At 44.7% G+C, this 12,768-nt stretch carries 9 protein-coding genes; all 9 read left to right on the top strand.

Going from position 1 to position 12,768, the window contains the following annotated elements:
• Positions 1-106: 106 nt before the first annotated feature.
• The 9 genes from ftsZ to P159_RS0105395 all read left to right on the top strand — a co-directional run bounded on the left by ftsZ (position 107) and on the right by P159_RS0105395 (position 12,757).
• Positions 107-1,270, top strand: coding sequence for a cell division protein FtsZ (gene ftsZ / locus P159_RS0105440; protein WP_080705934.1), 1,164 nt, complete (start codon positions 107-109; stop codon positions 1,268-1,270).
• A 23-nt stretch (positions 1,271-1,293) separates the two neighbouring features.
• Positions 1,294-1,731: a hypothetical protein gene (locus tag P159_RS0105435; protein ID WP_029542194.1), complete on the top strand. Its 438-nt coding sequence runs from the start codon at positions 1,294-1,296 to the stop codon at positions 1,729-1,731.
• Between the two features lie 12 nt (positions 1,732-1,743).
• Positions 1,744-3,045: a hypothetical protein gene (locus P159_RS18440; protein ID WP_051650153.1), complete on the top strand. Its 1,302-nt coding sequence runs from the start codon at positions 1,744-1,746 to the stop codon at positions 3,043-3,045.
• A gap of 13 nt (positions 3,046-3,058) precedes the next feature.
• Positions 3,059-3,787 carry a VWA domain-containing protein gene (locus tag P159_RS0105425; RefSeq protein WP_029542190.1) on the top strand — a complete coding sequence of 243 codons (729 nt, stop codon included), beginning with the start codon at positions 3,059-3,061 and terminating at the stop codon, positions 3,785-3,787.
• Positions 3,788-3,816: 29 nt separating this feature from the next.
• Complete coding sequence (locus P159_RS0105420; RefSeq protein WP_029542188.1) at positions 3,817-4,737, top strand: protein phosphatase 2C domain-containing protein; 921 nt, start codon at positions 3,817-3,819, stop codon at positions 4,735-4,737.
• A 17-nt stretch (positions 4,738-4,754) separates the two neighbouring features.
• Positions 4,755-5,681: a hypothetical protein gene (locus P159_RS0105415; RefSeq protein ID WP_185753622.1), complete on the top strand. Its 927-nt coding sequence runs from the start codon at positions 4,755-4,757 to the stop codon at positions 5,679-5,681.
• 10 nt (positions 5,682-5,691) lie between these two features.
• The gene (locus P159_RS0105410; RefSeq protein WP_029542184.1) at positions 5,692-6,108 is read left to right on the top strand and encodes a DUF1232 domain-containing protein; all 417 of its coding nucleotides are present in this window, start codon (positions 5,692-5,694) and stop codon (positions 6,106-6,108) included.
• Between the two features lie 569 nt (positions 6,109-6,677).
• Positions 6,678-10,736 carry an AAA domain-containing protein gene (locus tag P159_RS0105400; RefSeq protein ID WP_029542181.1) on the top strand — a complete coding sequence of 1,353 codons (4,059 nt, stop codon included), beginning with the start codon at positions 6,678-6,680 and terminating at the stop codon, positions 10,734-10,736.
• Complete coding sequence (locus P159_RS0105395; RefSeq protein ID WP_029542178.1) at positions 10,733-12,757, top strand: PIN domain-containing protein; 2,025 nt, start codon at positions 10,733-10,735, stop codon at positions 12,755-12,757. The genes P159_RS0105400 and P159_RS0105395 overlap by 4 nt, the downstream gene beginning before the upstream one ends.
• Positions 12,758-12,768: the final 11 nt, after the last annotated feature.

Genomic DNA, 12,768 nt, shown 5'->3' with positions numbered 1-12,768 from the left:
ACTAAACACAGCAAAGGAAAATCCTCAAATTGTCCTGACAGCTAAACCAAAAAGCAAGTTGATTATGCCAATTAAAGAATGCTTTATGCAAAAGGAGAAGATAGTTATGTTTGAATTAAACGATTCTAACATCAATGAATTTGCACATGTAAAAGTTGTAGGTGTAGGCGGAGGTGGTGGTAATTCTTTAAATCGTTTGATTAAGATGGGGCTTAAAGATGCGGCTTTTATTGCGATAAACACTGATGCCCAAGCTCTTTTGAAATCCACTGCTTCAACGAAAGTACAGATTGGAGAAAAGGTCACCCGTGGATTGGGAACTGGTAGCAACTCGATAATTGGTGAGATGGCTGCAAAGGAGAGCCGTGAGGATATCATAGAGGCTCTTGGACAGCCAGACATGGTATTTGTCATCGCCGGTCTTGGTGGTGGCACTGGATCAGGTGCAGCCCCGGTAGTTGCCTCATATGCAAAAAATGATATAGGAGCCTTGACCGTAGCTATTGTTACCGTTCCCTTCTCTTTTGAAGGAACTCGGCGCAAACAGCGGGCTGAAGAGAGTATTGCAAAACTGAAAGAATATGCAGACGCAGTTATTGTCATATATAACGATCGTACATTGACGGAGGAAAAAAAGAAGGAATACGATCAAAAACCGAACTTTGAAGTTGTTGATGTGCTGATAGCCCAAGCAATACAAAGCATTGTAAATCTTATTGGAGAGCCTGGACTAATCAATTTGGATTTTGCTGATGTGAAGTTGATTTTGAAGAATGCAGGTACATCAGCTATAGGTGTTGGTGTTGGCATAGGAGAAAAGGCTGCGATGGAAGCTGCGGAAGAAGCTGCCTCATTTCCTTTGTTTGACGAAAAGATTAAAGATGCAAAATCTATTCTCATTAATATCACTGGCAGTGAAGAAAAACTGAGCATGTTTAAAATAAACGAAGCGGTCGAGGTTATCCAGAAAATGACTGATGGAAACTGCAATATCCTTTGGGGAGCAACGGTGAACAATGATCTTGGCGATACAGTCAAAGCAATAGTAATTGCTTCTGGATTTGATACGCTCAAAGAACCTGATTTTGCAATGAAAGACGTAAAATTGAGCGACCACGAAAGAGAAATTTACAAACAAATTATTGATGAAGGTGTAAAAAGAATGCACAATCCTGCTACCACCGTAGCAGAGTGTATAGAACTTATGCGAGAACTGCGGATAACGCTTAAAGAAATGCGTGATGGAAATAATGATATTGACGAGTGGTAAGGCAGAGACTGGAGGAGATAGGTATGACCTGGTGGAAAAATGGATTGCTGCTGGCTGCAGGAGGGGTCGCTGGTTTGGCCTTGGCGGCATGGCTGGAATCGGAATGTGAGAAGAGCGGCAACTTCACTGAGGGTCAAGATGGACAGGCCGACGGCATGGAACTTCTGGTAGATAAGATACGTCAAGAGGCGGAAGCGGCCATGGAAGGATGTAACACTGAAGAGGATAGAGAGAAGGTCTATACAGAGGTGGAATCCGCCATCAGAGAACTGCAGGCTACATTGAAGCAACGTGGGGAGGAAATAATTGCAGATCTCAAAGAAAAGGCTCTTAACGGTAGTGAGCTCGAGGAAGAGGAAGATTGTGAAACTGCTGTTCGTAACTTCAAGGGCAGCATGGAGGACTTAACCAAGGCGTTGGATGAAATGCTGGCTTCCATTAAGCCAGAACCATCTGTTTAAGGGAGAAAGATTATGCAACTGAAGAGAAATCAGCAGATCCTCTTGCGGGATGGCAGGTGCATTACCGTCACAGACAAGTTGGGCATTGGCGGACAGGGCGTTGTCTACAAGGTTAGCTTGGATTCAGGCGAGGTAAGGGCACTCAAATGGTACTTTGGTGAGAAACTTGGAAATCCTGAGACTTTCTACCGGCACCTAGACCAGAACATCGAGGCAGGAAGCCCATCCCCTGCTTTTATCTGGCCAGAGGAACTAACAGAGTGGTGCAATGGCACCTTTGGCTATATCATGCCACTCTATCCGCAGGGCTACGAGGGTTTTTCCAAGTTCATCACGGCAAGGGTGAAATTCAGAAGCATTGATGCCATGGTGAATGCCGCATTGAACATTGTCACTGCATTTATGGATTTGCACAACAAGGGCTACAATTACCAGGACTTGAACGATGGTAACTTTTCCATCAATCCGGCCAATGGCCATGTCCTGATCTGTGACAATGACAACGTAGGTGGTCACGGCTTTGAATCAGGGATATTGGGCAAGGCGCGTTACATGGCTCCTGAGGTGGTACGGAAGGAGAAGAAGCCGGACAAGCTGACGGATAGATTCTCCCTGGCAGTGATACTCTTCATCCTTCTCATGGGTGACCATCCGCTGGAGGGGAAACGCACCAATGTACCGGCACTAACCAGCAAATACGAAAAGCGATTCTTCGGGGAGAACCCCTTGTTCATCTTCGACCCCAAGGATGAAAGCAATCGTCCGGTGCCTGGGTTGCATCGCAACGCTATAGCCAAGTGGCCCTATTTCCCCAGTTATGTTCAGGAGGCGTTCATAACCTCCTTCAGCCAGGAAAGCTTGCAGGAGGGAAACGGTCGTTTGCTGGAAGCCATGTGGAAGCATGTGCTGATGCGGTTGAAAGCGTCACTGGTGAAGTGTCCCCATTGTCATGAGGCTGTTTTTGTCGAGACAGGGGAGTTCGCATGTCCCGCCTGTGGCAAAGGCATAAAGCCAGCCGGATATATCAAATTCCCCAAGCGGGCGAACACGGAGGTTCTGGTTCCCGTCATAGGTGGGTCGAGGCTTTTCGAGTATCACTTGTACGAGAATGCCAAGGAAGAGGCAAAGGTGGCTGCTCATGTGCTGGAGAAGCCGGGCAAGATTGGGCTGAAGAATGAATCGGGCTGCAAGTGGACGATTACGGCTCCCGATGGCTCACAGGCCGTGAAGAATCCTGAGGATGTGGCCGTTATCGGTGATGGCTTCAAGCTGGATTTCGGTCATGGTGTAGTTGGCGAAGTAGTGAAAGGTTAAGGAGGATATAACAATGGCAGGTATTTTGGATAAGGTAGAGATGACCAGACGTATGTGCCCTGTGATTTTTCTGGTGGACACTTCCGGCAGCATGGATGGTGCACCTATTGGAGCAGTTAATTCGGCCATTGAGGGAGTGCTTCCCGAGCTTTGCGCCATGAATGACGAGAATGCAGATGCGGAAATCAAGACAGCTATCATGAGCTTTTCCGGGGGCACAGACTGGGTGACGGGGGACAAGCTTGTCTCCCCACAGAATGTAGCCTGGAACGGTATGGACGCCATGGGGCCCACCGAGATGGGAGCAGCTTTCCGTGAACTGAACAAAAAACTTTCCATAGAGACTGGCTTCATGCGCCGTGCCAGTGGTTCCGTAGCCCCGGTGCTGTTCCTTCTCTCCGACGGGGCTCCCACTGATGATTACCAGTCGGCACTAGCAAAGCTGAAGGAGAACAACTGGTATAAGGTGGCGGTAAGAGTAGCAATTGGCTATGGCGATGCAGATGACAATATCCTGGCTGAATTCACAGGGAACAGAGAGACTGTACTGCACACCAATTCTCCAGAGGATTTGAAGAAGATGATCCGCTTCGTTTCCATCACCTCTTCCATGGTTGCCAGCCGCAAGGTTGCTACCAATGCAAATGAGGATGCCCCTGATGACAATACAGCAGCCCTGGCTGAAGAGCTGGAAGCACAAGGCGGTGAGATGACTGCAGCTTCTGCCGATGAAGAGTGGTAAGGCAGGAAAAAAGGAAGGAGGGGCGAAATATGCCATATAAAGTCTTTTCCCTGTCCAGACCGGGGCAGAAGTACGCACAGCGCGGCTTCAGATGTCAGGACAGCTCTGGCAATTGTACAAAGAACGGTGTGCAGATAGTGGCTGTGGCAGATGGGCACGGTGCCAATGACTGTTTTAGAAGTGAAATTGGTGCAAGTATTGCTATCGACACGCTTTTCTGCGAAGCTCTGCCCCTCTTGTATGATACAAACCTTCCCTTCAGTGATCAGGGTATCAGGAACTTCAAATACAAGTTATGGCAAAGTTGGCGGGAGGCGGTGAAGAAAGACTGGGACAGCAGACGGGGGTTGGACGATAAAGAAACCCGTTATGAGTTCGTCAGTGAGAAATACAAACAGCGCTACCAGTGTGAAAGCGATAAGTACCTCTATACCGCCTACGGTACCACATTGATAGCTGCCATTGCTATAGAAAGCGAACTGCTTTTGCTCCAGATAGGGGATGGTTCTGCAGTGGTGCTATGCGCTGACGGACTCTTCACGCTGCCGGTTCCCCGTGATGAGGAAAACTATCTCAATGTCACAACTAGCCTATCCGAGGATGATGCTGACCAGAAAATCCGTCATGCCGTGTTATCGCTAGATACAACATCCTGCACCTACCCTGTGGCCGTTTTCTTGTCCAGCGATGGGGTAGATGATTGCTTCCCGACTTATCAGAACGAAGAATATCTATTCAATTTTTACAAAGTCCTTGTAGAAACTGCGGCAAAAGAGAATGCCGAGGCTCTTTTTACTGAGCTGAATAACAACGCATTGGCCGAAATGTCTGCCAAGGGTAGCCATGATGACATTTCCTTGGGGATAATGATGTCGGCAGACAGGAAGCTTTTGAATAAGGTATGGCAGAGTATAAGTTTGCCCCAGGTGCCTCTGGAACCTGACGATTAAGAAGGCGGGGAAGTAGAATGATGCTTGATTTATCGACATTAGGTGAATATCTCCGAAAGAATCCCGACATAATGAGAAGCCGTACCTTACTCCAAGGAACTCTGAGGGATATTTTCCCTCAGGACAAATTGAAAGTGAATTTGCTGCTGATAGGCTTTGATGAAGATATCTTCTCACTGTTGGGAACTGAACTCACTGAGGATCGGCTGGCTAAGCTGGTACGTACTATAGCAGATAATTACGGTGTGGGAGAACAGAATGCCGTTTATGTCCTTGAAACTTGGCTTGGAATGGTATTTGGGGAAAGTCTCCCAGAGGGATTCGGCAACCAGTATGAGGACGGTAGGGAGTTTCTTAATAGGTTGAAAAGAGTGTTTGGTCCTTCATCTATCAGTATGCAGGAGCAAGCAGGAAAGCCACCGACCTGGGCGCAGTCACTACAAAGCATTCAGTGTACTACTTTACAGAGTCTGTCTGTGGCGGATGTGCGGGAGGTGTTTTTCCGCACTAAGGAAAAGCTGATGCGTAAATGTTTAATAAGTCGCAGTCAGGATATGGAAACATGGGATATTGTAGATATACATAACAATATCCACTACAGCAGGAGGCCTTCGCAACTAGAGAAGAATCTCATTATCAAAAAACTGGGCAAAGGATTATATCAAGAGACGGATTTTGCTTATATCAGAACCAGTACAGATATGACTCACTCATGGGGAGTTACTTATGACAGTATCATTATTTCCTGTGGTACGGATGCAGTGATACCATATGAAGAAATTGACGATGTAGATTCTGAACGCGGCTTATTTACAGATACTATGACGATTTCTCTTAGGAACGGCAGACGTTATGTTTTAAATGAGCATGAAATGATGGCAACCCCAGTTCATGACAATATCTCCGACTTAGCCAATTTCCTGCGTGCTATCAAGGATATGTGAGGGATTGAGTATGAAAACTGTAAGTGTAGAAGATTTCAATAACGTTGATATGGACAAGTATGCTGAAGACTACTCAGAGGATGGTCTTTGGACTAAGATACAGGATAATGTGGCCAATATAGGACTTACCTTGATATACAAGGCCTTACAGCTCTATTATGTGGCACAGTCCCCGAACTGCCCTGCTAAAGTAAAGGCTGGTATCTATGCAGCTTTGGGGTATCTGATTTCCCCTATTGACCTAATCCCAGATTTTACACCTATTGCCGGATATGCAGATGATGCCACGGCTATTGGGATGGCACTGCTCTTGGCGCAGATGTATATAACCGAAGATATCAAGGCAATGGCCAGAAACAAGATTCACAGCTTGTTTGGTGATAAAGCCTTGGCACGGTTAGACGGTAATGAAAGTGCCTATTGCTAGATTCGAGTGAATAGAATAAGAGATAACGAGATTTTAGCAGGATATATACCTTGAAAAATCATGCATATACAGAGGAATACGATAAAACGTGTCGAAATAATAATAAACAGGAAATGGTGGAGTCGATAAAGAAGGCATAAAAATCTCGTTGTCTCTATATATGTAAAACCCTAGAGGAGGATTCATATGGGGTACAGAGATAACTTTAGAAATGACAAGCGTGGAAATCATGGTTGGTATACTTGTGCCGGATGCGGGAAAAAGATGCGGTTCGATGAAACTACAGTGGATCATTGCTGGCCGCAACATTACGGCGGCTGGGATAGCCCGGATAATCTACAACCGATGTGTCGCCCCTGCAACTCTCGTAAAAGTGACCACATGGTGAGAACCGTACCTGATTATGTCCGCAATAATGCAGAGCGAACTATAAGCAAAATATTCAGTTTGTTCAAATAGACAATGTACTTTTTCCTTATCATTGAGAATATGTAATATAAGAATAGAATTTGAAACAATTATTTTATATTTGAAAATAGAGATTATATAAGGATAGGAGGTGTTGTCTTGTGGGGATTTTTGATGAATTAATAGGGGGTATTGTAGATATTGCCAAAAAAGAGGCCAAAAGAGCTATTGCAGACGGCCTAAGAGAAGAATTCGGTCAAGGCCATTCGGATATCCCATTTCGTAGTAGGCGACAAACGTCCGTCAATCCTCAACGAAGTATTCGGACAGCCTCTAGTATTAATTTCAGACAGAATAATGACCATGAATCCCGGAAGGTAAATTCGTCAAATATCGAAAAAGGAGAAAAAAGCGTGGCAGAGAATATTACGGAAAACAGCGAGATAACCCAATACCAAAATTCGCCTAATGCTTTGTGTATCAGAGCAAATAATCGTTCCAATTATCTCCAGAAAGATCAGAAAGATCTAATTCAGAAATATCAAGGATTCGGAATGGAAGATTACGTTGCCGCAGATTTCTTCGACGCAGTTATCAAGAGTTTATTCAGGGACGGTATAACCCAAGATACTTTCGTCCGAAATTACACTTTTGATGATAGTAGTACAAAAAATCTCAAATTAGCGATAAGATACAAGCGAGTTCCTTACGATTACTTGTCTAACATTCTCCCTTTAAATAAGACATTGCTCTTCAAAGGTTATGTAAGTGGCGACTATTTTGTGGTTGATAGCGTAACAGAACAATATGATGAAGAATTGCTTGCTTATGAGGTGCCGTGCAGAATTACTCGTTATGACGATGCCTCAAGAGTTAAAGGCAGTGGCGGCAATTTTATGTACGATTTAGCGGATGCTGCTGCATCACTAAACGAACACACCAAAGAACGGCTGAAGGAATGGAAAGATTACATAAAGTGGCGGCGCACCATTGTCAAAAAGCGTATGCATGGTGCACGGTATATAAATATAGAAAATAAGGACGGCAATCTAGTCTTTACGGTGCAGTTTCCGAATAAGGATTCATATGAAACAGAAGCCAAGTGGTTGAAACGCGGTGAGTTAGCAGCATACGACGACAAGGAATATTCCGATGAGAATGGCAATTTCGTGTATAACGAAGAACGTCATCGCTGGAATGAAAAATTCGAGCCGATAGGAAGTCAGATACGCCGTCTTTCCAAAGAAGGACGCGAGGTAGATGGTCATTACGAGATAGAATTGGTGTACGCCATCCCTGATAATGATGAAGTTGAAGAAATGACGGATGAAGAGCGGGACGAGTATGTGCAAAATCAACTGCTTCCTCGTTATTCGCAGACAGGTTTTCTTGCTCCACTCGTTATCAAGGATTTGTCCCTCTTTAAACGGCTAGACAGAGCTGTATCTGATTTACAGCAGGATCGTGACTGCCGTTCGCCAAATATGGCAATGTGGATTTTCGATGTGACGCGGGCGAGGCTGCCTCAGCCCCAAGACCGAGAGGAATGGGAAAAGCTCGTAGGCGATAACTGGCTCAATATCAGCGTTGCCAATAATCTCAATCAGCGTGAAGCCATATTCAAAATGTTGGAAACTCCGGATTTGTGCTTAATACAAGGTCCCCCAGGAACCGGCAAGACAACCGTAATTGCAGAGGCCATATATCAGCTTGCTCGCCAGGGTAATCGAGTCCTTCTGGCATCCCAATCCCATGATGCCGTAGACAATGCGTTGGACAGACTGGCAAATCGCTCAGAAATTCGAGCTATCCGCCTAAGCGAAAGGGATAGGGATCGTGATGAAGAGCGCAGCAAATTTGGCTCATCTAAGGTGCTTTCCACATATTACGAGACTTTACGCCAATCGGTTATGGACAAGTTCTTAACACCGTGGAATAAAAATCGTCAAGACTATAGCAATTGCGAAAGGGAGCTACGTGATATACAGCACGTTACTGCTGATTTGGAATATTTGAACCATGAGCTTACGATGCAAAGTCAAAATTTTGAAGATTGCCGTCGCAACCTTACATTAGCAGAAAACAATCTTCAAAAGGCATTAGAAGAAAGTAGCGAACACGAAAATACCAAACGCCAATATATGAATTTCAAAGGGATGGCGGAGCGAAACGAAATTTCCGGCGGAGATTTCTTTATTCCAGGGACCATGGGTAACGTAGTTGCACCTATCTTTTGGCGACTTATTAGTACCGCTGCAGAGCAGGGCATTATTCTTGCACCTTCCGTAAGCGAGGATGTGATACGGCGTGAACCCGTTTTATCGATAAGTAGGATAGCTACGTCCTGTGGCATACTTTTTGTCTTACGTGATAAGCTGCAAGCGGTTGCTCAAAATGCAAATACGGATGCAGACATTGCAAAATTGAAAATGCAGGATATCGACGAGCAGATAAGAAAGATTACCGAGCAGTTGGCAGAGGAAGATGACGCAGAGATAAGGAAAGTGCTCAAAGATAAGCGAAACTGTCTGCGTGACGAAAGAGAAAAGTTAGGTGAAAGCGGAGTCTTTACGTTGTCTCCAGAGGAGTTTGCTCTGTTTAACGAAGAGCAGAAAGCAAAAATTCAGTCTTCCGAAGGACAGATCCAAATGGCGCAATTGCTCTCTGATATAGAGTCGGCGTATCAAAGCGCAATTCAAGAATCATTAAATAGTATGGGCAACGTCATTGATTCCTTTCAGTCTAAGGATATTGAATCGTTGTCCGAGATAGTAAAATCTTATAAGGGACAAATCAAACAGTTAAAAGAAGAAATGCAGCGTAAGCGGGAAGAAATCGCCATTAAAGAAAAATTGGGTGAGACACTCTCCGTTAAATACAACTGCGAAAGAGGTGAAATCGAATCCTGTATCGAAGCAGAGATGAATCGGCTGAAGGAGGAGTGGAATAATGATGCTTCCATTCGGCAGGTTTGGCAGGGGACACTAGAAAAATTTACTGAGCAGTTGGGCGATCCTAAAACCGCCAAGTATGACAAAGAATACTACGAAGACATTTATATTTCCTCTTGCAATGTGGTGGGCATTACTTGCACGGCAAATATGAGGGATCTTGACGAGAAATTCCCGGACTTCGATGTGGTCATTATCGACGAGGTCAGCAAGGCGACTCCTCCGGAACTCTTGCCACCACTAATGCGGGCGAGAAAGACGATATTGGTGGGCGACCACAGGCAGTTACCGCCAGTGTTCAATGAATACGAAAAATCTTATAATGAACTGCTGGAAGAAATAAAAGCCGAAACAGGTGATGACGACGATGACAACAGTTCGGAAATGGTACTTCACGAAGAGGATTTGAATAATTATCGCACAATGGTTACATCCTCTCTGTTCCGTGAGTATTTCGAGAATGCAGACGAACGTATCAAGCATTCCTTGCTTACCCAATATCGTATGCACTCGGACATTCAAAAAGTCATTAATCGCTTTTATGACGGAAAATTGGAAAGCGGTGTTATGGAGGTTGAAAACAAGACAAAAGCCCACGGGCTAAAAGTTACTACTGACAAGGGTGAAAGTTTTCTACGTCCCGACTGTCATGCTTATTGGGTGGATTCCTCCAAGTTGCAAGGTAAGCTGATGGAGCAGAGCCGATACCCCGGCAGCACTTCGCTCCATAATATTTTCGAGAGGTACATAATTTTGTCTATGCTCTCAAAAATCAACGATGCCTATGCCACTATGGGGCAGTCAGGCATAACAGTAGGTGTCATATCTTTCTATGGCTCTCAAGTAGGCGATCTGAGAAAAGCCGTAAAAGATATGCGCAGTCATGGCAAACTCAAGGCGCTAAAGGTGGATGTAAATACGGTGGATCGGTTCCAAGGCAAAGAAAAGCAGATTATTATCACCAGTTTAGTCTGTAATACCAAACACGGTAATGCTAGCCGTCATGTGGCAGCTTTTGAACGAATCAATGTTGCCTTCTCCCGTGCGCAAAATCTGTTGATCATTGTGGGAGCTAGAGAACTCTATGGCAGATTGGCTGTTCCTATTCCCAATATGGACACGGGCGAAATCAGGAGTGCTCGCATCTATCAAAACATAATTGACGATATAGCTCGCAATGGAGCTTTGATAGCGGGGGAGACACTGATTACCCCAAACGATGTGCCGAAGATTATGGAAGAATACGATAAGGAGGCGAAGGAGCGGTGAATATAGGGAAAGCAAGGATAGCTTATCCTTTTGTGGAATATTCGGTTCAAGTGACTCATCATACCGAGCGCAAATCCACGGCAATGGAATGGATGCTTTTGGAAATTGCTCAGAAAGCCGAGTCGTATCCAGAATATGCGTCCACTCCCTTGGAAAGCATTCTTACAGCGATTTTCTCAGTAGCGGATGGAAATACACTTCTTCGGCAAGTCCTGACAGACCTTGTAGATGTCAATGCCCTAGAGCAAATTCCGGGTTTTAGCGATCAAAGCGAATGGAAGCAACTGCGATGCGGCTATTTACGGCTGACGGATAACGGCCGACGCCTACAAAAGGAAGGAAAACTTCCGGCAAAGTCGCAAACTCAAAAAATTACCGTTATCTATGACGTGGTCAATAATCGTCTTGTGAACAGCAGTAAAGGTCTTTTGGACAACACAACAAATCCAAAGGCAAAAGACATCAATGAAGGAAATATGCCCGGTTTCCCCGGCTCCTTAATCGCATCACGAATTGAAAAATGGCAAGCGGAGGGTAAAAACGCTCCCTCGTGGCTGCAAAGGAATTCTCGTATAGACGATATTGCCCCGGAAGGTGATGCCAAAATAAAGTGGCAAAATACCAGCCATGAAATTTCTATGGACAGCGAAGGCAATTTAAGTCTTTTGAATGCACCTAATGCGGAAATTTCCGAAACCGTACTTAAAGATACGGATTTAGGAACGATGCCCGACTATGAATTGCCGATGATTGGCGTTGATACGCTTCAGGGTAAGCGAAAGCATGCGGTATATACCAAGGCTTCGGATACTATCGAAAGCTATGCGGCAAAATCCAAAATTTTCGCCATTGTTCCGCAGTTTTCTAATATAATGGAGGGAAAAGAAAATAAGGTTTGTTTACTGTTGGGTCAGCCCACGTTCGGGTTCGATGATGCGGGAAAAAATACAGTAATAAACATCCCGAATGACTTTCCAGAAGGGCTGTGCTATCAGGACAGCGTCCGTAGCGTATATGCCGCTGCTATCGAAGGACATATCGGTACAGTTTCTCGTTTGATACCGTATATATACGAAGATACGAGCGATTTCTCCGAATTCGTCATAAATCTGGTAAAAAGATACTATTTACTGGATCGACGTATGCTGAAACTCTTGGATCTTGTTGGAGATGTGCCGTATAAAGAATTTTATACTGCCGATTACATACGGGATTTGCTAAATTCTTCAGAGATACTGCAACTCACACCCGTAGATAAAAAATTGGACAAGCTCTTAAAGCTAAATGACAAATTGCAAAAGCTGTTAGGAGATGTACCTATTCCTGCAAGTACTGAAACTATTCGCTCTGTACTCTTAAACAAGGAAGTTGGAATCCTCGGCGATGTCCGTGAGTGGACGACACAATGGCGGGAAGCCTTGGAATCTATCAAAAACAATACAGATGTAGATGTAAAAACCATAGATTGGAAAAACACCAACTTTGGTCTGCTCTTGGAACGTATGGAACAAGCTTCAGATGCCGTAGCTATTTTCTATGATGATGCCGCAAGCAGATACAGCAAAGTGTATGTCTTTGACACTTGTGCTTTGATGCATTTTTCTGATGTATTGGATGATTTTACCAACAATCAGGCTTTGGTAATTATCCCCAAACAGGTTTTGGTGGAATTGGACGGTCTTAAGACAGCCAATGACGAAAAGAAGCAATATCAAGCTCGGAAAGCCATACGGAAAATCAATGAACTCGGTGAGGAGCCATGGCTGAAGCAGAACGAGGATAATTATCTGGAATTGCTCTCGGAGAGTTTCAGGGAATCGGGGATTAAAGATGTTTACATTCTGTCTGTTGCGGTTAAATATCGTGTGAAAAATGCCGTCATGGTAACGGACGATGAAAACCTCCAAAATTTCGCTCAATCAGAGGGAGTGGAGGCCATCACGGCACATAATCTCCACGAAAAACTGACAAGCGCACAATCTCCCAAGGGAAAAGGGAAAAACAAAAAGAAGAAAAAATAAGGGGTGACAGC

The sequence above is a fragment of the Selenomonas sp. AB3002 genome (assembly GCF_000702545.1).
Taxonomy (GTDB): Bacteria; Bacillota; Negativicutes; order Selenomonadales; family Selenomonadaceae; genus Selenomonas_B; species Selenomonas_B ruminantium_A.
This window is presented reverse-complemented; position numbering and strand designations above follow the sequence as displayed.

Bases quoted from the DNA above. Each gene is read 5' to 3' on its own strand.
- ftsZ (WP_080705934.1), top strand. From the start codon at position 107: ATGTTTGAATTAAACGATTCTAACATCAATGAATTTGCACATGTAAAA.
- P159_RS0105425 (WP_029542190.1), top strand. From the start codon at position 3,059: ATGGCAGGTATTTTGGATAAGGTAGAGATGACCAGACGTATGTGCCCT.
- P159_RS0105435 (WP_029542194.1), top strand. From the start codon at position 1,294: ATGACCTGGTGGAAAAATGGATTGCTGCTGGCTGCAGGAGGGGTCGCT.
- P159_RS0105410 (WP_029542184.1), top strand. From the start codon at position 5,692: ATGAAAACTGTAAGTGTAGAAGATTTCAATAACGTTGATATGGACAAG.
- P159_RS0105415 (WP_185753622.1), top strand. From the start codon at position 4,755: ATGATGCTTGATTTATCGACATTAGGTGAATATCTCCGAAAGAATCCC.
- P159_RS18440 (WP_051650153.1), top strand. From the start codon at position 1,744: ATGCAACTGAAGAGAAATCAGCAGATCCTCTTGCGGGATGGCAGGTGC.
- P159_RS0105420 (WP_029542188.1), top strand. From the start codon at position 3,817: ATGCCATATAAAGTCTTTTCCCTGTCCAGACCGGGGCAGAAGTACGCA.